The organism is Nocardioides exalbidus (assembly GCF_900105585.1).
GTDB classification, from domain to species: domain Bacteria; phylum Actinomycetota; class Actinomycetes; order Propionibacteriales; family Nocardioidaceae; genus Nocardioides; species Nocardioides exalbidus.
The window spans coordinates 991,483-1,014,559 of record NZ_FNRT01000002.1; the positions used below are offsets into that span (position 1 = coordinate 991,483).

General features: G+C 72.6%; 17 protein-coding genes, 2 pseudogenes and 1 riboswitch. Of the genes and pseudogenes, 11 read left to right on the forward strand and 8 right to left on the reverse strand.

Annotation, left to right across the window (positions count from 1 at the left end):
- Positions 1-4: 4 nt before the first annotated feature.
- A complete protein-coding gene (locus tag BLV76_RS05155; protein ID WP_090968171.1) occupies positions 5-649 on the forward strand; it encodes a TetR/AcrR family transcriptional regulator in 645 nt (214 codons plus the stop codon).
- A 10-nt stretch (positions 650-659) separates the two neighbouring features.
- Here BLV76_RS05155 and BLV76_RS22415 read toward each other — a convergent pair whose 3' ends face one another.
- Entirely contained in the window at positions 660-4,601 is a 3,942-nt protein-coding gene (locus tag BLV76_RS22415) for a phage tail tape measure protein (protein ID WP_090968172.1), read from the reverse strand.
- Positions 4,602-4,932: 331 nt separating this feature from the next.
- On the opposite strand from BLV76_RS22415, the gene BLV76_RS05165 reads away from it, so the two are divergent.
- Positions 4,933-6,132, forward strand: coding sequence for an acyl-CoA dehydrogenase family protein (locus BLV76_RS05165; protein WP_090972346.1), 1,200 nt, complete (start codon positions 4,933-4,935; stop codon positions 6,130-6,132).
- 16 nt (positions 6,133-6,148) lie between these two features.
- Here BLV76_RS05165 and BLV76_RS05170 read toward each other — a convergent pair whose 3' ends face one another.
- Positions 6,149-6,529, reverse strand: a complete 381-nt coding sequence (locus tag BLV76_RS05170; protein ID WP_175539581.1) for a GtrA family protein — start codon at positions 6,527-6,529, stop codon at positions 6,149-6,151.
- Between the two features lie 301 nt (positions 6,530-6,830).
- On the opposite strand from BLV76_RS05170, the gene BLV76_RS05175 reads away from it, so the two are divergent.
- The gene (locus BLV76_RS05175; RefSeq protein WP_090968174.1) at positions 6,831-7,547 is read left to right on the forward strand and encodes a CDP-alcohol phosphatidyltransferase family protein; all 717 of its coding nucleotides are present in this window, start codon (positions 6,831-6,833) and stop codon (positions 7,545-7,547) included.
- A gap of 71 nt (positions 7,548-7,618) precedes the next feature.
- Here BLV76_RS05175 and cbiE read toward each other — a convergent pair whose 3' ends face one another.
- Positions 7,619-8,848 (reverse strand): precorrin-6y C5,15-methyltransferase (decarboxylating) subunit CbiE, encoded by a 1,230-nt coding sequence (gene cbiE / locus BLV76_RS05180; RefSeq protein ID WP_090972348.1) that lies wholly within the window; start codon positions 8,846-8,848, stop codon positions 7,619-7,621.
- Positions 8,849-8,866: 18 nt separating this feature from the next.
- A riboswitch (cobalamin riboswitch) is annotated at positions 8,867-9,013 on the forward strand.
- A 27-nt stretch (positions 9,014-9,040) separates the two neighbouring features.
- On the opposite strand from cbiE, the gene BLV76_RS05185 reads away from it, so the two are divergent.
- The 7 genes and pseudogenes from BLV76_RS05185 to BLV76_RS05215 all read left to right on the forward strand — a co-directional run.
- Complete coding sequence (locus tag BLV76_RS05185; protein WP_090968175.1) at positions 9,041-11,074, forward strand: magnesium chelatase subunit D family protein; 2,034 nt, start codon at positions 9,041-9,043, stop codon at positions 11,072-11,074.
- Entirely contained in the window at positions 11,071-11,697 is a 627-nt protein-coding gene (gene bluB / locus BLV76_RS05190; protein ID WP_090968176.1) for a 5,6-dimethylbenzimidazole synthase, read from the forward strand. Before BLV76_RS05185 ends, bluB begins: the two co-directional genes overlap by 4 nt.
- Entirely contained in the window at positions 11,697-12,311 is a 615-nt protein-coding gene (gene cobO, locus BLV76_RS05195; RefSeq protein WP_090968177.1) for a cob(I)yrinic acid a,c-diamide adenosyltransferase, read from the forward strand. Before bluB ends, cobO begins: the two co-directional genes overlap by 1 nt.
- A pseudogene (cobBC, locus tag BLV76_RS23445) lies at positions 12,305-14,772 on the forward strand (bifunctional hydrogenobyrinic acid a,c-diamide synthase/histidinol phosphate aminotransferase CobBC). Before cobO ends, cobBC begins: the two are co-directional and overlap by 7 nt.
- Positions 14,773-14,928: 156 nt before the next feature.
- The gene (locus BLV76_RS05205; RefSeq protein WP_090968178.1) at positions 14,929-15,147 is read left to right on the forward strand and encodes a CbtB domain-containing protein; all 219 of its coding nucleotides are present in this window, start codon (positions 14,929-14,931) and stop codon (positions 15,145-15,147) included.
- A 10-nt stretch (positions 15,148-15,157) separates the two neighbouring features.
- Positions 15,158-15,967 carry a CbtA family protein gene (locus BLV76_RS05210; RefSeq protein ID WP_090968179.1) on the forward strand — a complete coding sequence of 270 codons (810 nt, stop codon included), beginning with the start codon at positions 15,158-15,160 and terminating at the stop codon, positions 15,965-15,967.
- Positions 15,968-15,978: 11 nt separating this feature from the next.
- Positions 15,979-16,695: pseudogene (locus BLV76_RS05215) on the forward strand (CobD/CbiB family cobalamin biosynthesis protein); the annotation flags it as partial.
- A 195-nt stretch (positions 16,696-16,890) separates the two neighbouring features.
- Here BLV76_RS05215 and BLV76_RS05220 read toward each other — a convergent pair.
- The 5 genes from BLV76_RS05220 to BLV76_RS05240 all read right to left on the reverse strand — a co-directional run bounded on the left by BLV76_RS05220 (position 16,891) and on the right by BLV76_RS05240 (position 21,273).
- The gene (locus BLV76_RS05220) at positions 16,891-17,319 is read right to left on the reverse strand and encodes a DUF6069 family protein (protein WP_217630266.1); all 429 of its coding nucleotides are present in this window, start codon (positions 17,317-17,319) and stop codon (positions 16,891-16,893) included.
- The gene (locus tag BLV76_RS05225; protein WP_245734548.1) at positions 17,316-18,278 is read right to left on the reverse strand and encodes an RNA polymerase subunit sigma-70; all 963 of its coding nucleotides are present in this window, start codon (positions 18,276-18,278) and stop codon (positions 17,316-17,318) included. The genes BLV76_RS05220 and BLV76_RS05225 overlap by 4 nt, the downstream gene beginning before the upstream one ends.
- A 199-nt stretch (positions 18,279-18,477) precedes the next feature.
- Positions 18,478-18,990: a YflT domain-containing protein gene (locus tag BLV76_RS05230; protein WP_090968181.1), complete on the reverse strand. Its 513-nt coding sequence runs from the start codon at positions 18,988-18,990 to the stop codon at positions 18,478-18,480.
- Positions 18,991-19,021: 31 nt separating this feature from the next.
- On the reverse strand, positions 19,022-19,765 hold the full coding sequence (locus BLV76_RS05235; RefSeq protein ID WP_090968182.1) for a cobalt-precorrin-6A reductase: 744 nt from the start codon (positions 19,763-19,765) through the stop codon (positions 19,022-19,024).
- Positions 19,762-21,273 (reverse strand): cobyric acid synthase, encoded by a 1,512-nt coding sequence (locus BLV76_RS05240; protein ID WP_090968183.1) that lies wholly within the window; start codon positions 21,271-21,273, stop codon positions 19,762-19,764. The genes BLV76_RS05235 and BLV76_RS05240 overlap by 4 nt, the downstream gene beginning before the upstream one ends.
- 241 nt (positions 21,274-21,514) lie before the next feature.
- On the opposite strand from BLV76_RS05240, the gene BLV76_RS05245 reads away from it, so the two are divergent.
- The gene (locus BLV76_RS05245; protein WP_090968184.1) at positions 21,515-23,050 is read left to right on the forward strand and encodes a family 16 glycosylhydrolase; all 1,536 of its coding nucleotides are present in this window, start codon (positions 21,515-21,517) and stop codon (positions 23,048-23,050) included.
- The last annotated feature ends 27 nt before the right edge of the window (positions 23,051-23,077 follow it).

Sequence of the window (23,077 nt, forward strand, 5' to 3'; positions counted from 1 at the left end):
CCCCGTGCCGACCCAGCGCAAGGCCCGCACCTACGACGCCTCTGCCCGGCGCGCGGCCGCCGAGCAGACGCGCGCACGGGTCCTCGCCGCCGCGCACGACCTGTTCGTCTCCGGCGGCTACGCCGCGACGTCGGTCAGCGAGATCGCGAGGCGGGCGGGCGTGTCGGTGGACACCGTCTACACCGCGGTCGGCCGCAAGCCACAGCTGCTCCTCACTGTGGTCGACATGGTGCTCGCCTCGTCGTCCCGACCCCTTCCGGCGACCGAGCGCGACTACGTCCAGGAGATCCGTCGCGCGGAGGGTGCGCGCCGCAAGCTCGAGACGTACGCCGCCGCGCTGGCCCGGCTGATGCCGACGATCTCGCCGCTGCTGCTCGCCCTGCGCGATGCCGGACTCACCGACCCCGAGTGCGCGCAGGCATGGCGGCACATCACCGAGCGTCGCGCCACCAACATGCTCCAGCTCGCGGCCGACCTCCGCGTCACGGGCGAGGTGCGTGACGACCTCACCGACCAGGACGTCGCCGACCTCGTCTGGTCGACCAACAGCCCGGAGTGGTTCGCCGCCTACATCTCGCGCGGCCGCACCCCGGAGCACTACGCGGCCGCGCTGGCCGACCTCTGGGGCCGCACGCTCCTGGCCGGCTGACCGCCCCTCGTCAGCGCACCCGGATCCGGTAGCGCCTGGAGACGACCGCGCCACCAGCGTCGGTCACGGTCAGGGTGAACCTCACCGTGCCCGCCCGGGCCGGCCTGCCGGTGATGACGTACGCGTCACCGCTGCCGCTCGTCGCGCCCCGCAGGCCACGGGGCAGCGCACCGCGACGCGACCAGGTGACGGTGCCGGTGCCGCCGGTCATGGTGACCCGCGCCTTGAAGCGCTTGCCGACATCCGCTCCCAGGACTCCACCCGCGGTCGACGTGGCGCGGATGCCGCGCATCGGGCTGAGCCACAGCGTCGGGGTCGGCATCGGGGTCGTCGTAGGCGTGGGCGTGGGCGTCGGGGTCGGGGTGGGCGTCGGGGTCGGGGTGGGCGTCGGCGTCGGGGTGGGCGTCGGCGTCGGCGTCACGGCCGGCGGTGCACCGAGAGCGATCGCGGTCAGGGTCAGCTGGTCGACGGTGGACTGCACGGCCGGGTTGACCGGGCCCGCGACTCCTCCGCCGAGGCTGGTGACCGAGCTCGCGCGTCCGGAGGACCGGACCGCGGGCACGAGCAGCCCGTCGAGCACGTCGAGCGCGTCGGGGTCGAGGACGTCCGTGAGCACCCGGGCCGGGGCCTTCCCGGTGCGACCGGCGACGGTCTCGGCGAGCTCGTGGCGGATCGCGAGGCCGAACGCCTTGGAGCCCTCGAGCTCGCCGGGGAGGCTGGTCAGGTCGTGCTGGCGCAGGGCGCCGCTGGCGCCGAGCTGGAGGTACGCGCCGAGCACCGCGTTGGCGCCGTCGAGGCGGACCAGCGCGTCGTGCAGCGGACCGGCCGAGAGGGTGCCCTCGGTCTGGGTCCCGCTGATGAGTCCTCGGTAGACGTCGCCCTGCAGGCCGATGAGCTTGGCGTCGATGCCGGCCCTGGCCGATGCCGCAGCGGAGGCCTGGCTGATGATCGGCTTCGCCCCCGTAGCGAACTGGCACGGCGAGTTGATGGTGGCCTCGGCGTCGGAGCACGTGCGGGCGTACTTCGTGGTGGCGTTGCCGAGCTTGGGGTCCAGGCCGGCGATCGGCTGGTCCAGCGGGTCGCCGGCCGCGATCACGCCGTTGGAGGCCTGGAAGGACGCGACCCCGTCGCTCGTGGTCACGTCGCCCCACCCGGCCCGCACCTGCGTCGACGTGGTCGGCGCGGCGTAGGTCGGCGCCACCTCGACGTTGGTCAGCTCGTACTTGATGACGGACGTGCCGCCGTTCGTCGCGTCGAGCTCGGTGTCCTTGATGTAGGTCTGCACCGCGCCGGCAGTGTCGTAGCCGCCCCACGGGAGGTCGTGCTTGATGGCCCTGGTCGGGGGCGCGGGGGCGTTGGCCGCTCCGCGCCGCACCAGGCTCTGGACGTAGACGGGAGCACCCGAGCCGCCGAACGGCGTGTAGGTCCACACGAAGGCGATGTCGTCGTACTTGTAGCCGACGGTGGTGTTGGCGCCCCACACGTTGGCCGACCCGATGCCCGGGTCCCAGAAGGTGTCGGTGCACTCGCTGGGACCGAGCCGGTTGACCACCATCCACTGGGTGCCGAACTGGCACGCGTCGACCCGCATGGAGCGCGTCGTGGTCTTGAAGCACACGTCGAGCCGGCCCAGGCCCATCCGGTCGGCCCACTGGTAGCCCTGGGGGACGCCCTGGGACGACGGGGTCATCGCGGGAGGGCGGGTCATCGTGGTCATCGCGGTCTGGGTCACGCCTGCTGGTGCGCCGCACTGGGCGACGGAGTCGCGGCCGGGGAGAGTGGGCCACAGGTCGGACAGGTCGGAGGTGTCGGTCGTGGGGTCCACGAACGGGTCGAAGGTGGAGCGGCCCTTCGCGCGCAGCGCCGAGCTGGGCGTACGCGTGGCGCCGTCCCAGCCGGGCACCACGGTGGCGAGCGACCGGGTGGCCTCGCCCACCAGGGTGCCCACCGACGGCGTCTCCTCGGACACGGCCTGGCAGGGCTGCGCGGTCGGCAGGAACGCCGCCGAGGTCCGGGCGCACACAGCGTGGTCGAGCAGCGTGCTGCCGGTCCCGTCGGTGCTGTCCTGGGTGGCGATCGCCGAGGTCAGGTCGGCCAGCGGCGTGCCGAGCTGGCGGATGTCGCTGAGCCAGCGGCGGTAGCCCGCGGTGACGTAGGTCGGGTTCTCCAGCATCAGCTGGGAGTACGCCCGCGAGGCCAGCACGAAGTCATCCATGTTGGCCAGGCCCGGCGCGTCGCCGGTGACCCCGGAGAGCCGGCCGGGGCCCCAGCCGCGCTGCGACGGCAGGCGATCGAGGAAGTGGACGTTGCTGGCGATGCCGGTGCTCATCTGGTTGGCGTCGTTGAGGACGTCGAACGACGGGTGGTCGGTGTTGAGCTCCGGGCTGTGGCGCGCGGTGACCGTGGCGAAGGTGTGGAGGTAGGCCGCGGCGTTGTTGAAGTCGTTGGCCGGCAGCGGGGTGTTGTTGCGCTCCTGGTAGCCCAGGACCGAGCTGATGGTCTGGCGCAGCTGCGAGTTCGTGCCGTTGCGCAGGGCCTCGAGGATGTTGTTCTGGACGGCGTCGAGCGAGCCCTGCAGGCGGCTGAGGCTGTCGTACATCTGACCGATCTGCACCCGCGCCTGCTCGATGTCGATGACGGCCCGGTCGAGCTTCTGCGCGATGTCGTTGATCTGGTCGGAGACGTGGGAGAGGTCCTCGAAGACCTGGGTGAACTGGGTGTTGACCGAGTTCTGGAAGTCGGCCATCTGCTGGGAGATGTTGTCGAGCTGGGTCGTGACGAGGTCCTCCTGCGACGGGCCGAAGACGCCCGCCCACTCGAGCACGGCGGGCAGCAGCGTCATGACGACGCCGACGACGTTGCCCGACAGCGCGGCGGCTCCGATGTCCTTGGCGGCGAAGTCGTTGAACGCCATCGCCAGGAGCGTCACCTGGATGGCCACGGCGCCGACCTGGTCGACGACGTCCTTGGCGGCGCTCGTGCCGCCGGTGAGGAAGCCGGTCTGCAACGCGAGCGTCGTCTGGCTCTCCTGCGCGTCCGCGACGGCCTCCGCGCCCACTGCGTCGTCGAGCGGGTCGGAGGTGGTGCTGGCGGACGCGGCCTCGCGGGTGGTGGCGAGGGCATCGCCCATGTCGGCCATGGCGGCGCCGATGGTGTGTGGCGCGGGGTCGCGCGGGGTGCCGGCGATGACGCCGCCGGTGGTGCTGAGGTTGCCGGCCTCGTCGCGCAGGGCCGCCAGCGCCTGGACGTCGGCGTTGTCCTTCAGCGTCGGTGCATGCGCGAGCAGGTCGGCGCTGGAGTCGCGGATCGAGGCGCCCGTGGCGCTCTCCCACACGGCGTCGCGGGCGGCGGCGAACGACGAGTTGGTGTCGGCCAGGCTGGCGCTGTCGCGCAGGACCTCGGTCGGCGTGAAGGTCGCGGAGATCAGCAGCCGGGACTCGGTGTCGCCGTTGCTGCCGAGCGCGTTCTCGGCGTGCGAGCTGGCCGAGACGGCGCTCATCTGCCGGGCGGTCAGCGCGACGACCTCGGTGGTGGCGCGCTGGAGCGTCGCGGCGATCGGGCCGCGGTCGTCCGACGCGGCCTGCTGGAAGAGCACCATCGTCCGCGCGATCCGGGCGTCGAACGCCGGGCCGCTGACCGAGGAGGCCGTCTGCTGGAGCGCGCGTACGGCGTCCTCGGCCGCGACCGGGTCGGTCCGCGGCGCGAGGGCGTACACGTGCTGGAGCACCCGCTCGGCCAGCAGGTCGGCGGTGTTGTCCGGGTCGGAGAGTCGCGCTGCGTCGGCCGCGACGAAGAGCGCGCGGCGGAACGCGGCTGCGCCGACCTCGACGGGCTCGTCCGCGATCTGCAGGACCAGCGGGACCGCCCCGCCGTCGGCGCTGGCCGTCGTCGGGGTGAGCGCGGGCAAGCCGATCACGGACAGCGTGAGGCAGAGGACGAGGCGCCGGAGCATGGGCGTTCCTTCGATAGGGCGACGGAGGCAACGGCGCCGAGCCGGTCGTTGCACGTGGGAGAGCCTCGTCAGGTGATCGCTTCGCACATTAGGGGGCACGGATCACCCCCGCAGGAGAACGCCCTCGTTCGGTCCAGCGGTCTGTACCGGGGTCTCGACGGCCCCCGGACACCGGGTGGCGGGCGCCGGTCAGCCTCATCGTGCGTCCCTTCAGGGGTGTGCCGCCGACGCTAGTTGCGCCGTCGCGGCACCGCTTATCCGAAACCGCTGCGGGCCCGCGCTTTCAGCCGCGTCTACCGTGGCGGTCAGCCACGACGAGGAGATCCCCCTGATGAGCACGCTCGACGACGTCGGACTCACCGACTCCCCCTTCTCCGACTTCCTCGGCTTCGAGCTGCTCCTCGACGAGGAGGACCGCGAGCTGCTCAGCCGGGTGCGCGCGTTCACCACCCGCGAGATCGAGCCGATCATCAACGACTACTGGACCCGCGCGGAGTTCCCGCACCAGCTGGTCGAGGGCCTCGCGGAGCTCGGGATCGCGGGTCTGGCGTACGACGGACCCGGCTGCCCCAACCGGGGCGCCCTGGTCGACGGCATGGTCGCCATGGAGCTCGGTCGGATCGACCCGTCGATCGCCACGTTCATGGGCGTCCACGGCGGCCTGGCCATGGGATCGATCAACCTGTGCGGCTCCGACGAGCAGCGCGAGCGCTGGCTGCCGGCGATGGCCCGGATGGAGCTGATCGGCGCGTTCGGGCTGACCGAGCCCGACGTCGGCTCGGCGATCTCCGCCGGCCTCGCCACGAGCGCCCGGCGCGACGGCGACGACTGGATCCTCAACGGTGAGAAGAAGTGGATCGGCAACGCCGCCTTCGCCGACCTCGTCGTGATCTGGGCGCGCGACGAGGCCGACGGGCAGGTCAAGGGCTTCGTCGTCGAGAAGGACACCAACGGGATGACCTTCGACAAGCAGGAGGACAAGATCGCCCTGCGCGTCGTGCAGAACGCCGAGATCCACCTCCACGACGTCCGCGTCCCCGAGGCCAACCGGCTGCAGAAGGCCGAGAGCTTCCGCTCGACGGCCGACGTGCTGCGGGTGACCCGGATGGGTGTCGCCTGGCAGGCGGCCGGATGTGCGCGCGGTGCGTTCGAGCACGCCCTGCGCTACACGAAGGCCCGCGAGCAGTTCGGCCGGCCGATCGCGTCGTTCCAGCTGGTGCAGGACCTGCTCGTGAAGATGCTCGGCAACGTCACCGCCTCCACGGCCATGAACGTCCGGGCCTCGCAGCTGCAGGACGCCGGCCTGCTCCGCGACGAGCACGCCTCGCTGTGCAAGGTGCACGCGACCGTACGGATGCGCGAGGCCGTCGGCTGGGCGCGCGAGGTCCTCGGCGGCAACGGCATCCTGCTCGAGCACCACGTCGGCCGCTTCGTCGCCGACGCGGAGGCGATCTACTCCTACGAGGGCACCCGCGAGATCAACACCCTGATCGTCGGTCGGGCCATCACCGGCGAGAGCGCGTTCGTCTGAAGTGCCGCGTCCATGCCTACGGGGCGGTGGGACGCGGGGCTCTCGACTGGTCCAGCATCGCCACACGAAATGCGCAGAACCGCACCAGGCCCGTGCCCAGGTTGGCCGCGATGAGGACCGCGAGCTCCTGTCGACGCGACGGCTCGGCGACGGTGGCGTCGAGCACCCACAGGGCACCAGCCGTCACGGCGAGGCTGAAGGCCAGAAGGGCGAGCCCGAGCACCTGGTGCTGCACGGTTCGGTCCGTGCCTCGGACCCCGAAGGTGATGTAGCGATGCCCGAACGTTCCAGCGATGGTCGAGAGCACGAGCGCGAGAGCGTTCGCCGGCTGCGCGGTGAGCTGCTCCCGGAGGACGACGTAGAGCAGTCCGTACAGCACGTTGAACGCAGCGCCCACGCACGCGAAGACCACGAGCTGGACGAGGATCGACCGCCAACGCGCCGCGCCGGTGACCTGTCCCTCACGCGCGGGCGATCCCACTCGAGAGTTCGGCACTGACGGGACGGGCGGCATGGCGTGGTAAGTGTGGCACCCCGGCGCTCATCGTCCTTCGTCTCCGTCCTGTCCCGTGTTCTGTTCGTGGCGCTGAGCCTGATCCAGCATGCTTGGCGTTGCCGACAACAACGGGCGCTCGAGCGGCGGGCATCCGGTCCGTGCTGAGACGCCCTCCGGGCGTGACCGAGAGGTAGCCACCTACATGACCGCGCCGTACGTCGCCAAGGACTCGCCGCGCCTTCGCGCCGCGGGCTGGGCCCTGCACACCTACACCGCCAGCGGCACCGCGATCGCGTTCCTCGCCCTGACGGCCGCCGTCGGCGGCGAGGAGATCGCGGCGTTGTGGTGGCTGTTCCTCGCCCTGCTGATCGACGGCACCGACGGCATGCTGGCTCGCCGGCTCCGCGTCAAGGAGGTCATTCCGGCCTTCGACGGAGCGCGGCTCGACGACATCGGCGACTACATCACCTACTGCTTCGTGCCCATCTTCCTGCTCTGGTACGGCGGCCACCTGCCCGAAGGGCGGCTCGGTACCTTGCTCGCCGTGCTGCCGCTCCTGGCGTCCAGCTACCAGTTCTGCCGCACCGACGCCAAGACCGACGACCACTTCTTCCTGGGATTCCCGAGCTACTGGAATGTCCTGGCCTTCTACGTGATCGTGCTGGGCGTCTCCCCTGGAGCGACGGCAGCTCTGCTCCTGACCTGCGTGGTGCTGGTCTTCGTACCCATCAAGTACGTCTACCCCTCCCGCACAGCCACCGCCCGCGGCCTCAACCTCGTCCTGGCGGGGTCGTGGCTGGTGACCTACGCCGTGATGCTGGTGCAGTTCCCCGATCCGAGCGTCGTCGTCACCGCCTTGTCGCTGCTGTACGTGGTCTACTACGCCGCCGTGAGCGTCGTGCTGACACTGCGGCGTTGAGCCGATCGCCCATGGTTGCTCGGCAGCGCTCCGGACGCGTCACAGAGGCGGAGTGCAGCACGTGTCGTGCTTCAGGCAAGTGCCTGCCGCAGGGCCCACTGAGTGACTCCGCGAGCGGGTGTCCAGCCCGTGAAGGTGCCGACTGGTGCTGCGTTCTCGACGCCGATCCGGATGAGCTCCCCGCCATGGTCGGCGTACGCCTTCGCCAACAACACCTCGGTCTCGAGGGTCACGCCGTGGACGACGAGGCGGCCGCCGGGTTTGAGGGCGGCGAGGCAGGCGTCGAGTACGCCTTCGCGGGTGGCGCCGCCTCCGATGAAGATGGCGTCCGGCGCTTCGAGCCCGGTGAGGGCTGAGGGGGCGCGGCCTTCGACGACCTGGAGGTCGGGGACGCCCAAAGCGTGAGCGTTGCGTCCGATGCGCGCCGCGCGCTCGGGGTCGGACTCGATGGCAATGGTCCGACAAGACGGGTGGGTGCGCATCCACTCGATGCCGACCGAGCCGGCACCCGCGCCGACGTCCCAGAGGAGCTGGCCGGGGGCGGGCATGAGGCGGGCGAGGGCCGAGGCGCGGAGGTCACGCTTGGTGAGCTGGCCGTCGTTCTCGAAGGCCGAGTCGGGAAGGCCGGGGGCCCAGGAGGCCAGACCGTTGCCGGAGACCTCGATGGCGATGACGTTCAGCGCCGGTGACTGCGCGGACCAGGAGGAGGCGACGCCTGACTGAAAACTTTCGGACAGCGAGCCGAGGTCCCCGAGCACCGTGAAAGAAGACGCACCCCAGCCCGACGTGGTCAGCAGCGAAGCCAGCGCAGCCGGCGTCGAGGCGTCCGACGACAGCACCAGGATCCGACGACCCGGTGCCAGGGCTAGCACCAGACGTTCCAAGGGACGACCGACAAGCGAGACGACCTCGCAGGACTCGGAGGACCACCCCATCCGCGCCCGCGCCAACGCGACCGACGAGACAGCAGGCACCACCCGCACCGGGGCGCCGTGCTCCAAGAGCGTGGTTGCGATGCCCGACACCAGCGGGTCCCCGGAGGCGAGCGCGACGACCGGGCGCCCGGCGTACTCAGCGAGCAGCGCAGGCAGGGAGGCCGCCAGCGGAGAGGGCCACGGCACCCGCACCTGACCGTCAACAGTGGGCACCAGGGAGAGGTGACGCGACCCGCCCCAGAGCACCGACGCCTCGAGCACCAGCGCCTGCGAGGACGGAGAGAGCGAGGACCAGCCGTCGGCGCCGATCCCGACGACCACGATCTCGCTGGGCCCATCACTGAACGGCACTGCAGTGGACGACATGGCCGCAGACGCTATCGTGACGCGGACAAGGCGAGAGGTGCCCCGAAGCTTGGGGAGAATCTGGGAAGCCGGTGAAAGTCCGGCACAGGGCCCGCTGCGGTGACTCGAGACGTCCAACAGGGCGATCCGGGAAGTCCGAAGACCGGCCTCCCGCTGACCAGTTCCAACCTGGCAACGAGAGCGGGAGCCCCCATGCCACAGCAGTACCCCCTCTGCGCAGTCGTCGGCAGCGACGACATGACGCTCGCCCTCCTCCTCACCACGATCTCCCCCGAGGTCGGCGGCGTGCTCGTGCGCGGCGAGAAGGGCACGGCCAAGTCCACGACCGTCCGCGCCCTCGCCACCGTGCTGCCGCCCATCGAGGTGGTCGCCGGCGACCGCTTCTCCTCCGCTCCCGGCGAGACGTCGCCCGACGGGGCCTGGGGAAGCGACGCTGAGACCGAGACCCGGCCCGTACGCCTCGTCGAGCTGCCCGTCGGCGCCACCGAGGACCGCGTGCTCGGCTCGCTCCACCTCTCGAAGGTGCTGGCCGACGGCGTCGCCGAGTACGAGCCCGGCCTCCTCGCCCGCGCGCACCGCGGCATCCTCTACGTCGACGAGGTCAACCTCCTCCACGACCACCTCGTCGACCTGCTGCTCGACGCCGCCGCGATGGGCCGCTCCACCGTCGAGCGCGACGGCGTCTCGGTCGCCCACGCCGCCCGCTTCGTGCTCGTCGGCACCATGAACCCCGAGGAGGGCGAGCTCCGCCCCCAGCTCCTCGACCGCTTCGGCCTCACCGTCGAGATCGCCGCACCGCGCGACCCGCAGCTGCGCGCCGAGGTCGTACGACGTCGGCTCGCCTTCGACGCCGACCCCGATGCCTTCGTCGAGTCGTACGCCGACGCCGAGCGCGCGCTGACCGACCGGATCGCCGCCGCCCGCAAGCTGCTCCCCGAGGTCGAGCTGACCGACGCGGTGCTGACCAAGGTGGCCGAGGTGTGCGCCGCCTTCAAGGTCGACGGGATGCGCGCGGACATCGTCACGACCCGGACCGCGATCGCGCACGCCGCCTGGAACGGGCGGACCCACGTCACCCGGGCCGACATCCGGCAGGCGGCGCTGCTGGCGCTGCCTCACCGGCGGCGGCGGAATCCGTTCGACGCTCCCGGGCTCGACGAGGAGCTGCTCGACCAGATCCTCGGGGACGAGGAGCCGGACCCGGAGCCGCCGCTTCCGCCGGAGCCCGACCCGGAAGGTCATGACGACGGATCGTCCGAGCAACCGGAGTCGATGACGCCCGACCAGCCGGACGAGAGCGACACCGACGACAGCGGACGTCATGAGAATCCCCGGTCCGAACCGAGCGATTCCATGACGTCCGACGAGCCGACCGACGTTGAGTCTCCGGGAGACTCACGGCCGAGTGGCGCGGGTCAGACGTCGGTCATCGGGGCGGCGGACCCCTACAAGGTGAAGCGGTTCGAGGTGCACGGGACCGGCGCCGGGGAGTCGGGCAAGCGGAGCCGCGCGCTGACGAGCAACGGACGGCGGATCGGCGCCGACCCGACCGGCAACGGCGGGCTGCACCTGATCGAGACGATCCGGGCAGCGGCTCCTCACCAGCAGGCACGAGGGCGCCAGGGCGGCCGGATCCTCTTCCAGGACGGTGATCTGAGGACCGCTCGACGGGAGGGACGCGAGGCCAACCTCGTCCTCTTCTGCGTCGACGCGAGCGGCAGCATGGCTGCGAAGAAGCGGATGGAGCAGGTGAAGACCGCGATCCTCAGCCTGCTGCTCGACGCCTACCAGCGCCGCGACAAGGTCGGGCTGGTCACCTTCCGCGCCGATGGTGCAGAGATCGCGCTGCCGCCGACCCACTCGGTCGACATCGCGGCCAAGCGGCTCGCCGACCTGCCGGCCGGAGGGCGTACGCCGCTCGCCGAGGGGCTGCTCACCGCGGCCGAGGTGCTGCGGGTGGAGAGGGTCCGGGACCCGCGCCGCCGCCCGCTCCTCATCGTGATCACCGACGGCCGCGCCACCCACGGCGCCGACGCCGTGGCCCGCAGCCGACAGGCAGCCGCCTGGATCGCCGAGCAGCACACCAGCTCAGTCGTCGTCGACTGCGAGCAGGGTCCGATGCGGATGGGCCTCGCCGGTCAGCTGGCCGCACGGATGCAGGCCACGCACCTCCCGCTCGCCGAGGTCAGCGCGCAGGCCCTCACGTCCATGGCGCGCGCGGCGTGAGCACGGATCTGTACGACGTCATCGCCCGCCGGCGCGACGTCCGAGCCGAGTTCAGCGGCGGGGCCTTGGACGACGCGACCCTGCTGCGGGTCCTCGGAGCGGCTCACCAGGCGCCGTCCGTCGGGCACTCCCAGCCCTGGGACTTCGTGCTGGTGAAGGACGAGACCACGCGCAACGAGTTCGCCGAGCACGTCGAGACCGAGCGCAAGGTCTTCGCCGACCAGCTCGACGGCGAGCGACGCGCGACCTTCGAGAAGATCAAGGTCGAGGGGATCCGCGAGTCCGGGCTCGGCGTCGTGGTGACGTACTCCCCCGGACGCGGCGGGCAGCACGTGCTCGGCCGGCACGCGATCGCCGACGCCGGCCTCTACTCCACCTGCCTGGCCATCCAGAACCTCTGGCTCGCCGCCACCGCCGAGGGCCTCGGCGTGGGGTGGGTGTCGTTCTACCGCGAGGAGTTCCTCGCCGACCTCGTCGGCCTGCCCGACGGCGTACGCCCGGTCGCGTGGCTCTGCCTCGGCCCGGTCACGCGGCTGCAGGAGGTGCCCGACCTGGTCCGGCACGACTGGCGCAAGGGCCGTTCGCTCGACGAGGCCATCCACATCGACGGCTGGAGCGCCTGATGCCCAAGGGAGTGCCGACCACCGTCCCCGACGACGGCCTGACCACGCGCGAGCGCCGCAACCGGCCGCTGATCATGGTCCACACCGGCCCCGGCAAGGGGAAGTCGACGGCCGCCTTCGGCCTCGCGATGCGCGGGTGGAACCAGGGCTTCAGCATCGGGGTCTTCCAGTTCGTGAAGTCCGCCAAGTGGCGCATCGGCGAGCAGACCGTGCTCGAGCGCCTCGGCGAGCTGCACGAGGAGACCGGCGAGGGTGGGCCCGTCACCTGGCACAAGATGGGCTCGGGCTGGTCGTGGTCGCGCAAGGCCGGCACCGACGAGGACCACGCCGCCGACGCCGCCGAGGGCTGGCAGGAGATCAAGCGCGCGCTCGCCGAGGAGCGCCACGACCTCTACGTCCTCGACGAGTTCACCTATCCGATGAAGTGGGGCTGGGTCGACGTCGACGACGTCGTCGCCACGCTCGTCGACAGGCCCGGCCGCCAGCACGTCGTGATCACCGGCCGCCACGCCGACCCGCGCCTCGTCGAGGCCGCGAACCTCGTCACGGAGATGGGCCAGGTCAAGCACCCGATGGAGGTCGGGCAGAAGGGCCAGCGAGGCATCGAATGGTGACCCTCCCCCGCCTCATGGTCGCGGCCCCCGCGAGCGGCCACGGCAAGACCACCGTCGCCACCGGCCTGATGGCCGCCCTCGCCCGCGCAGGCCACACCGTCAGCGGCCACAAGGTCGGCCCCGACTACATCGACCCCGGCTACCACGCGCTCGCCACCGGCCGACCCGGCCGCAACCTCGACCCGCACCTCGTCGGGGAGGAGCGTCTCGTACCCCTTCTCCTCCACGGCGCCGCCGGTGCCGACCTCGCCGTCATCGAGGGCGTGATGGGGTTGTACGACGGCCAGATCGGCGGCGACGGCTTCGCCTCGACCGCGCACGTCGCCGCGGTCACGCGCACGCCGGTGGTGCTGGTGGTCGACATCTCCTCGGCCTCGCGCACCATCGCCGCCACCGTCCACGGCCTGATGACCTGGGCGCAGCCGCCCGTCGACGTCGTCGGCGTGATCCTCAACAAGGCCGGCTCCGCGCGCCACGCCGACGAGGTCGTCCGGTCCATCGGCGACCGGGTGCCCGTGCTCGGGATCCTGCAGCGCGACGACGGGATCGAGGCGCCGTCGCGCCACCTCGGGCTGGTGCCGGCCGCCGAGCGCGGGGATGCGGCTGCGGCGCTCGACCGGCTGGCCGGCCAGATCGCCGAGAAGGTCGATCTGGAGGCAGTGGTACGGCTCGCTGCCGCCGCGCCGGCGTTGGCGGAGGCTCCGTGGGATCCGCGAGTCGCTCTTGGTTTCGACACGCTCGCTTCGCTCGCTGCTCAACCAGCGAGCTCCGGTCGGCCGTTGGTTGAGCAGGGCGCTCTGGCGCCCGTGTCGAAACCAGGCCTCGGGGGGCGTCGACCGGTCATCGCGGTCGCCGGCGGCCGGGCGTTCACCTTCCGGTATGCCGAGACCGTGGAGCTGCTGGAGGCGGCGGGGGCGGAGGTCGTGGACCTCGACCCGCTGAGCGACACCGAGCTGCCGGAGGGGACCACGGGGCTCTACCTCGGCGGCGGGTTCCCCGAGATGCACGCGATGGAGCTGACCGCCAACGAGCGGCTGCGCGCGGACATCCGGGACGCCATCGGTCGCGGGCTGCCGACGGTCGCCGAGTGCGCCGGGCTGCTCTACCTCTGCCGCACCGTCGCCGGGCCGTCCGGGCAGCCAGCGCACATGGTCGGCGCGATCCCGGCCGATGCCTCGATGGCGCCCCGACTCACGCTGTCCTACCGCCGCGCCAAGGCCGTCGGCGACGACCTGCTCTCCCGCCCCGGCGAGTCGGTCACCGGCCACGAGTTCCACCGCACGCACCTGCTCGGCGACACCGGCGGCCAACCTGCGTGGTGGCTCGACGGCGAGGGCGGTCCGCACCCCGCGGGCGTCGGCACGCGCACGCTCCACGCGTCCTACCTCCACGTCCACTGGGCCGGGCACCCGCACCTCGCGACCCGGTTCGCCGAGGCCGCGGCGGCGGCCGTGCCGGTGACGGCCGCGCTGCGGTGAACCTCCGCCACCACGGGGACCGGGAGGCGACGCCCGGGCTGGTCGACCTCGCGGTCAACGTCCACCCGGCTCCGATGCCGCCGTGGCTGCGGGAGGCGATCGCGAGCAGCGTCGACGACCTCGCCCGCTACCCCGACCCGACCCCGGCCGAGGCGGCGCTCGCGGCGCACCACCACCGCGGCCGGAGCGACGTACTCGCCACCTCCGGCGCCGCCGAGGCGTTCACCCTGATCGCTCGCCTGCGGCCGTGGCGCAGGCCCGTCGTGGTGCACCCGCAGTTCACCGAGCCCGACGTCGCGCTGGCCTCGGCCGGTCGCGCCCCGGAGCACGTCATCCTCGACGGCGGCTTCACCCTCGACCCCGCCGCGGTCCCCGACGACGCGGACCTCGTGGTCATCGGCAACCCGACCAACCCGACCGGCGTACGCCACCCGGCGGCGGCCATCCGGAGCCTCACGAGGGACGGGCGCCTGGTCGTCGTCGACGAGGCCTTCAACGACGACGGCACCGAGAGCCTGGCCGGCGAACTGGTCGCCGGGCTGCTCGTGGTCCGCAGCCTCACCAAGCTGTGGGCGATCGCGGGCCTCCGGGCCGGGTACGTCCTGGGCGAGCCCACGACGATCGCGGAGCTGCGCGACCTGCAGCCCCCGTGGTCGGTGTCGACGCCCGCCGCTGCCGCGATGATCGCCTGCACCACCGACGAGGCAGTCACCGACGCGAAGGCCCGCCACGTCGACGTGGAGCAGTGGCGCGAGCACCTCGAACGAGGGCTCGACGCGGCCGGGATCGAGCACGTGCCGAGCACGGCTCCCTTCGTGCTCGCCCGGCCCGGCGCCGGCGTGCACGCGTCCCTGCGCGCGGCCGGGTTCGCCGTACGACGCTGCGACACATTCCCCGGTCTCGACGACTCCTGGATCCGGATCGCCGTGCGTCCGCCCGAGGTGTCCACAAAGCTCCTCGAGGCCTTGTCAGCACGCCCATGATCGCTGGTAGGTTGCGGCCTGATCGTGTGCGAGGAATCCGGTGGAAGTCCGGAGCAGTAGCGCTACTGTGACGGCCGCTTCGGCGGCTGGAGCCAGACCCGAGCTCGACGATCGCCCATCTATCAAGGGGACGCACTCATCCCCAGGAGGCATCACATGAGCAACGCCATTCCCGCTCCCGCGGCACCCGAGATCGCGGTACCGAGCATTCCCGTCGCCCAGATCACCCCGTGGGCCCTCTTCTTCGGCCTGCTGGCCGTCCTCGCGCTCTTCTTCATCAGCGCGGACCAGGGCGCCGTGAGCCTGCCCGCCGGCACCGCGATCCACGAGTGGGTGCACGACGGCCGGCACCTGCTCGGCTTCCCCTGCCACTGAGCGCGCGGGGATGACCGTACGCACCTTCCTGGTCACCGGTCTGCTCGTCGGACTGGTCGCCGGGGTACTGACGTTCGCCGTCGCCAACCTCTTCGGCGAGCCCTCCATCGACACCGCGATCGGCATCGAGGAGGCGAACTCGGCAGCGGCCGAGGCGCCTGCTGCTGACGACGGCCACACCCACGCCGACGGCGAGGAGGCCGGCGGCCACTCGCACGGCGACGAGGAGGGCGGCATCAGCCGCACCACGCAGAAGACGTGGGGCCTCGCCACCGCCATGGTGGTCGTCGGCCCCGCCCTCGGCGGCCTGGTCGGCATCGCGGCAGCCTTCGCGATGGGTCGGCTCCGCCGGCTCTCGCCCGCGCAGTCGACCGCGCTCGTGGCCCTGCTCGGCTTCGTCGCAGTGGCGCTGGTGCCGTTCGCGAAGTACCCGTCGACGCCGCCCGCCGTCGGCAGCGGCGACACCATCGGCTCGCGCACCGGGCTCTACTTCGGCTTCCTGCTGGTCTCCGTGGTCGCGATGATCGGCGCGGTCCTGCTCGGCAAGATGCTGCTGGGCCGGCTCCGCACCACCGAGGCAGTCGCGGCAGCCGCCGCGGCCTACCTCCTGGTCGTGGTCGTCGTCGGTCACCTCATGCCGACGGTCAACGAGCTCGGCAGCTTCCCGGCCGACACGCTCTGGTACTTCCGCCGCGCCTCGCTCGTCACGCTCGCGACCCTGTGGGCACTCATCGGCGTCGGGATGACCGCGATGGTCGCCCGGCAGCACGAGAAGGCGACGATGGCGCACGCCAAGCGGGAGCTGGCCGCATCGCTCTGACCTCACGACGGGTGAGCCGAGCACTGGGCATCGCGCTCGGCCACCTCGCCGACCGTCGCTTCGGCGACCCGCGGCGGGGACATCCCGTCGCACTCTTCGGCACCACCGCACTGGCGCTGGAGAGGAGGACGTACGCCGACTCACGAGGTCGTGGCGTCGTCCACCTCACGCTCCTGGCCGGGGCCGCCGCGGGGGGCGGCCTCGTCCTGGAGCGCCGGTCGCGCGAGCACTTCCTGGCCCACACGCTGCTCACCGCGGCAGCGACCTGGACCGTGCTGGGCGGTACGTCGCTCGGCCGCGAGGCCGCGGCGGTCCACGGGTTCCTCGTGGCCGACGACCTGCCCGGTGCGCGGCGGCGACTGACCCACCTGGTCGGCCGCGACACCACCGTCCTCGACGAGGGCGAGGTCAGCCGGGCGACCGTCGAGTCCGTCGCGGAGAACACCTCCGACGCCGTGGTCGCGCCCCTCGTGTGGGGCGGGGTGCTGGGCATCCCCGGCCTGCTCGGCTACCGAGCGGCCAACACCCTCGACGCGATGGTCGGCCACCGGGGTGAGCGCTACGGCCGGTTCGGCTGGGCATCCGCACGCTTCGACGACCTGCTCAACCTGCCCGGCGCCCGGGTCAGCGGCCTGCTGGCCGCGGCCCTCGCCCCGACGGTCGGCGGCCGCCCGATCGACGCGCTCCGGGCGTGGGCCCGCGACGCGCGACGCCACCCCAGCCCGAACGCCGGGGTGGTGGAGGCCGCGTTCGCCGGCGCGCTCGGCGTACGGCTCGGGGGACGAACACCTACGCCCACGGGGTCGAGGACCGGGTGGTCCTCGGCGACGGCCCGCCCCCGACCCGTGACGACATCGACCGCTCCGTCCGGCTGGCGAGCAGGGTCGGGACCGGAGCGGTCGTCGTCGCCGTGCTGCTGGCCCTCAGGTCGAGGCGCTGACCCGCCGCAGCACCCGCACCAGCGCCGGGACCATCACCCCGGCCGCGACCAGGTGGAGCACGACGAGCGCGAGGACCGTGCCGGCGCCGTGGCCCCAGAGGACCGGCGGCACCAGCGAGGCCGCGGTCAGGACGACCGCGATCGTCACGAACCACTGCTCGGGCCGCGCGCTGAACCGGAGCAGGACGGCGGCGACCATGACGCCGACCACCGAGAACAGGAACGTGATCGAGCCGAAGCCGGCGATCGGGATTGCACCCCCGTCGACCTCGAAGTCGGCGCCGAGCGCCTCCAGGAGGGCGGCCACCGCAGCGGTCACGACGGCGGCGACGAGCGCCGCGAGCAGACCGGCCGCGACCAGCCGGCCCAGGCGCGAGGCGAAGCCGGACGGGGCGAGGGTCGTGGCGCTCATCGGTCGCCCTCCTCGTCCAGGCGTGCGGGCAGCCCCAGCGAGGCGAACCGCGACGAGTCGAAGATCGTCACCTCGGTGACCTGGCCCCCGGAGAGGCGGAGCACGTCGATCGTGAGCGGGAGCCAGGCCCGCTCCGACTCGCGCCAGAGGTAGGAGGCGACCGCCGGCTGCCGGTTGACCGACGTCGGGACCGCCCGGAGGCCGGTCATCTCCGGGTAGCCGTCCGCGGTCCAGTCGGCCAGCACCGCGTCGCGGCCGACGACCAGGCCCTGCGTCGGCGGCATCGCGAACCGCACGTCGTCGCGGAGCAGGGTGGCGATCGTGTCGATGTCGGTGGCGACGCTGGCGTCGGTGAAGCGTCGTACGAGCTCGCGGTTGTCGACGTCGTCCTCGGCGCCCGTCCACTCCTGGCGCTCGGCGGGCAGGTGCTCGCGCATCCCGGCACGGGCGCGCTGGAGGGCGCTGTTGACCGAGTTCACCGAGTCACCGAGCAGCTCGGCGACGTCCCTGGCCGGCCAGCCGAGCACGTCGCGCAGGATCAACGCGGCACGCGGGCGGGGCGCGAGGTGCTGCACAGCGACGACGTAGGCCAGCTCGATCGTCTCCCGGGCCAGGGCCCGCGCCTCCGGCTCGTCGGCACCGGCCGCGGGCAGCTCGTCGAGGAGCCGGTCCGGGTAGGGCTGGAGCCAGAGCACCTCGCCGCCGGTCGCCTGCTCGGGGCGCCGCTTGGCCAGCAGGTCGAGGCACGCGTTGGTCGCGATCCGGTAGAGCCAGGCGCGCAGCGTCGCGCGGCCGGCGTACGTCTCGCGCCGCCGCCACGCCCGCAGCAGCGTCTCCTGCACCGCGTCCTCGGCGTCCTCGAAGGAGCCGAGCATCCGATAGCTGTGCACGTGCAGCTCGCGGCGGTGCGGCTCGACCAGCTCCGCGAACTCCGCCTCACCGACCTCACTGAGATCCACGTCCACCCTCTCCACCTGCGTCGCCGCCATCATCCGGTCCTTCCGTGTCGTCTGCTGTCACCTGTATGACCGCGACGACGCGGAGAACTCATCACTCGACGGGCTTGGCACCCGAGTTTCCCGGTTCGTCACCCAGATCTCGGCCGACAACCGGGGCGGTCACCGGATATCCGGTGACTCGCGGGGTCAGGCGAACGGGTCAGGCGAACGGGTTCGGCAGCGCGCCGGGCAGCCCGGCGAGCACCTCGCGCGCCTTGGCGGCGTGCTTGTTCTCGACGAGCACCTCGTACTTCGTCGCGACGACCTGGGTGACGGAGGAGAAGTCGCGCTGGCCGCGGGTCGCGCCGTAGCCGATGAGCGCCCACACCAGGCCGAAGGTCGCGCCGAGGAAGGCGGTGCTCACCAGCACGCCGAGGAAGCCGGTCTCGGTGAAGAGCGCGAAGACCAGGCCGATGAAGATGCCGAGCCAGAGGCCGGACAGGATGCCGCCGACGGCGACCTTCGACCACGTGAGCCGGCCGGTGACGCGCTCGATCCGCTTGAGGTCGGTGCCGACGATCATCAGGTGCTCGACGGGGAACTCGGCGTCGGCGAGGAAGTCGACGCTCTTCTGCGCCGAGGCGTAGTCGTCGTAGACCGCCAGCGACTGCGGGAACTGCAGCGTGAGCGGCGAGCCGGACTTGAGCGTGGGGTTGATGCCGGGTGTCGACATGGTCGGACCTTTCGTGATCGGTCCTGCCAGCCTAGGGCCGCTTGCTGAACACCCACTGAGCGGCGGCTCCGGCGTCGCTGACCGTCTGCACGCCGGCGGCTGCACCCGGACGTCGTACGACGACCACGGGCACGCCGAGCTGCCCGGCGGCCTCCATCTTGGGCCAGGTGTAGCTGCCGCCGGAGTCCTTGGTGACGAGCACGTCGATCCCGTGCTCGCCGAGCGTCTCGAGCTCGCCGGGCAGGTCGTAGGGCCCGCGGTCGTTGACGACCAGCCAGGGCTGTGGGAGGTCGATGGTCGGGGTGTCGACGACGCGCGCGACCACCCGGTGCCCGGCGAGCGGGCCGACGAAGCGGTCGAGGTGCTGGCGGCCGATCGTGAGGAACGGCCGCGTGCCGAGGCCGGCCGTGAGGGCGGCGGCGGCATCGTGGTCGTCGACCCAGTGCCACCCGTCGGCGCCCGCGGCGTCCGACCAGCCGGGTCGGGCCAGCCGGAGGAGCGGGAGCCCGGAGGCCGAGCACGCCGCGACGGCGTTGGCCGACATCCCCTCGGCGAAGGGATGGGTCGCGTCGACGACCGCCTCGATCCGGTGGTCGGCGAGCCACGCACGCAGTCCGTCGACCCCGCCGAAGCCGCCGATGCGCGTCGGCCCGACGGGCAGCCGCGGCCGCTCGACCCGGCCGGCCAGCGACGACACGACGGCGACCCCGCCCTCAAGCAGGTGGACCGCGAGCTGCCGGGCCTCGCTCGTCCCGCCGAGCAGCAGCACCCTCACCGCGAGGCCCCGGGCTCGAGCATCGCCAGGCCGTCGGGGGCGCCGTCGGTCGCCAGCGCGAGGAGCGCGTCGAGGTCGAGGTGCTCCTCGGCCAGGTCGCCGAGCAGGTCGAGGCGACGCTCGCGCATGACGGAGAAGCTCACCCCGCTGGGCTCGTAGGGCACCCCTGCCGCCGCGGACACCTCCGCCAGCAGGGCCCCTCGGAGCTCGTCGCCCTCGAGGCTGCCGTGCCACATCGTCCCGAAGACCGAGCCGGCGCGGGCACCGCCGAGGAACTCGTCCCCGCCGTGACGGGTGATCCGGCCGTGGTGGATCTCGTAGCCGTGCGCCGGCTGCCCCAGCGCCGTGCCGGTCGGCAGCCGCAGCACCTTGTCGGCGTCGAAGGTCGTCGTGACGTCGAGCAGCCCGAGGCCGGCCACGTCCGCACCGGCGGCGCCTTCGACACCGGCCGGGTCGACGATCCGCCGCCCCAGCATCTGGAAGCCGCCGCAGATCCCGAGCACCGGCTTGCCGGCGGCCGCGTGGTCGAGGACGGCGCGGTCCATGCCGCGCGAGCGCAGCCAGGCGAGGTCCTCGATCGTCGCGCGGGTGCCGGGCAGCACGACCAGGTCGGCGCCCGCCAGCGCGCGGGCGTCGGAGGCGAAGGTGACGTCGACGCCGGGCTCGATGCCGAGCGCGTCGACGTCGGTGAAGTTCGAGATCCGCGGGAGCCGTACGACGGCCACGCGCAGCCGCGCGGCCCCCTGGTCCGGCCCCGTGTCCGGGGCGCGACGCCCGGCGAGGTCGAGCGCGTCCTCGGAGTCGAGCCAGAGGTCCGGGTGCCACGGCAGCACGCCGTAGACCTCGCGCCCGGTCAGCGCCCGGATCTCCTCGAGACCGGGTCGCAGCAACGAGACGTCCCCGCGGAACTTGTTGACCACGAAGCCGGCGACGAGCGACTGGTCGGCCTTGTCGAGCAGCGCCACGGTGCCAAAGAGAGCGGCGAAGACGCCGCCGCGGTCGATGTCGCCGACGACGATCGTGGGGATCCGGCCGTGCTGCGCGAGCCCCATGTTGACGTAGTCGCCCTCGCGCAGGTTGATCTCCGCCGGGCTGCCGGCGCCCTCGACCACGACCAGCTCGTGGCGCGAGCGCAGGTCGTCGAAGGCGGCGTAGGCCGCGTCGCGCAGGTGGGTGCGGCCGCCGACGAAGTCCTTCGAGTCGATGGTGCCGCCGGGCCTGCCCATCACCACGACGTGGCTCCGCCTGTCGCCGCCCGGCTTGAGCAGGACCGGGTTCATCGCGGCCTCCGGCTCGACGCCGGCCGCGACGGACTGGATCCACTGGGCGCGTCCGATCTCCGCGCCACCTCCACCCGACGCGGTGCACACCATCGAGTTGTTGGACATGTTCTGCGCCTTGAACGGCGCCACCCGGACCCCCCGGCGCGCGAAGGCGCGGCACAGCGCGGTCGTGACGATGGTCTTGCCGGCATCGGACGTGGTCCCGGCGACCAGCAGCGCGCTCACGGCGCCAGCCTAGACAAAGCCAGACGCAATCTTTACGGGGTACGTGTTTCCCCTCCCCGAAGGCCGGGCAAGTGTGGAGGCATGGGCAAACTGATCTTCGACAACCGGGTGATCGGCGGCCTCTTCCTGGCGCTCGTGTTCCTCAACGCGTTCGCGATGCAGAGCGGCTGGTACGCCTGATCCACCCCGCCTGATCGCCGCAACTCGGCGACAGGAGCGCTGAGGTGTGCCTAGGGTCGGGGTGACCCCGACCCGGGAGGCCGTCATCCGACCCCTCAGCGCGCTGCTCGCGCTGCTGCTCAGCAGCACCCTCGCCCTCGTCACCCCGACCCACGCCGCACCCGCACCCGAGCGGCAGCGCGCGGCGTACCTGAAGGTCACGCCCGGCAACGGCGCCTTCACCGCCGGCCAGCAGATCACCCTGCGCGGCAACATCGGCGCGCCGGGTCGCCGCCGGGTCCACCTCGAGACCCACCTCGACCGTCCGGGCGACCAGTGGCGCGCTGTCCCCGGCACGGAGGTCCGCACGAACCGGTCGGGCGACTTCACCCTCCGGCTCCGCGCCCACGCGACGCACATCCTCTACCGCGTCGCCGCCGGCGGACGGCGTACTCCCTCGTGGACGTCCGCCGCCGTGCAGCAGGAGATCGCGCTCGCCACCGACGGCCGCACCGCGGTCGCGGGCGAGCCGCTCACCCTCGTCGCCGACACGACCGCGATGCCCCTCTTCGCCGGCCGGGCGCTGACCCTGCAGGCCCGCACCGGCGCGGGCTGGACGACGGTCGCCACGTCGACGGTCGGCACGGACGGCCGCGGCAGCTTCAGCGTCGTGCCGTCCGTCGAGGGCCAGGCGGTCTACCGCGTGCGCCAGGAGGACTGGGACCAGGGCATCGGGCACGTGGGCTGGTTCCCGAGCTATCCGTTGTACGTCGACGTGGCGCGCGCCGGCACCCGCCGCACCCTCCTGCCGACGCCCGCCGAGAAGCCGGTCGCGAAGCCGGTCACGGCGCAGGTGAGGCAGGCTCCGGCGCCGCACCAGGCCACGGCCGGGGTCGGCCGGCGCTGGGGCCTCAGCCGCTACGACTTCGACTGGGAGTACGGCGAGTCGCTCACCGACGGCGCGCCGCTCGGCACCCGCCGCCGCGGCACGTGGCTCGACGCGAGCAGCGGCACGGGTCGGGTCTTCATGCGCAACGGCGGGCTGCAGCTCAGCAGCAACAGCGAAGGAGCCGGGCGTGCCGGGTCCACGGGCTCGCTCGCCGCGACGCTGCAGGGCAACGCGACGCCCTACGGCCGCTGGGAGACCCGGCTCAACCCGCTCGTCTACGCCGGCGGAGCGACCGACTACACCGTGAAGGTCGAGCTGCTCCCCGAGTCCGACGCCGCCCGCGGCTGCGACGCGCGGGCCATCACGATGTTCGAGGCGCGCCCGAGCACGCCGGGCATCAGCATCGGCGCGCGCTCCGGCGCCACGGCGTGGCAGCGCAACCTCCCCGAGGTCGTGTCGGGCCAGACCTTCCACGCGTACGCCGTCGAGGTGACGAAGAAGAAGATCACGTGGTTCGTCGACGGCCGGGTCGTCGGCCGCGTGACCGACACCGCGGCCATCTCCGGGCAGCCGCTGACCGTGCGGATCTCGATGCAGGCCAGCGGGGACGTCCCGATGCGGACCACGCGGACCCTCGCCGACTGGGTGCGTGCGTGGCCGCTCGGCAAGGGCTCCCCGACGCGCGGCGGCGCCCGCCTCACGCCGGGCTCCTCCACCCCGACCTGCTGACGCCGGCCGGTCCGCCGTGGGGCCGGC

Excerpts from the sequence above, each read along its gene's own strand:
- BLV76_RS05175 (WP_090968174.1), top strand. The coding sequence starts at position 6,831 with ATGACCGCGCCGTACGTCGCCAAGGACTCGCCGCGCCTTCGCGCCGCG.
- BLV76_RS05210 (WP_090968179.1), top strand. The coding sequence starts at position 15,158 with ATGACCGTACGCACCTTCCTGGTCACCGGTCTGCTCGTCGGACTGGTC.
- cobO (WP_090968177.1), top strand. The coding sequence starts at position 11,697 with ATGCCCAAGGGAGTGCCGACCACCGTCCCCGACGACGGCCTGACCACG.
- BLV76_RS05185 (WP_090968175.1), top strand. The coding sequence starts at position 9,041 with ATGCCACAGCAGTACCCCCTCTGCGCAGTCGTCGGCAGCGACGACATG.
- BLV76_RS05205 (WP_090968178.1), top strand. The coding sequence starts at position 14,929 with ATGAGCAACGCCATTCCCGCTCCCGCGGCACCCGAGATCGCGGTACCG.
- BLV76_RS22415 (WP_090968172.1), bottom strand. The coding sequence starts at position 4,601 with ATGCTCCGGCGCCTCGTCCTCTGCCTCACGCTGTCCGTGATCGGCTTG.
- cbiE (WP_090972348.1), bottom strand. The coding sequence starts at position 8,848 with ATGTCGTCCACTGCAGTGCCGTTCAGTGATGGGCCCAGCGAGATCGTG.
- BLV76_RS05230 (WP_090968181.1), bottom strand. The coding sequence starts at position 18,990 with ATGTCGACACCCGGCATCAACCCCACGCTCAAGTCCGGCTCGCCGCTC.
- BLV76_RS05220 (WP_217630266.1), bottom strand. The coding sequence starts at position 17,319 with ATGAGCGCCACGACCCTCGCCCCGTCCGGCTTCGCCTCGCGCCTGGGC.
- BLV76_RS05165 (WP_090972346.1), top strand. The coding sequence starts at position 4,933 with ATGAGCACGCTCGACGACGTCGGACTCACCGACTCCCCCTTCTCCGAC.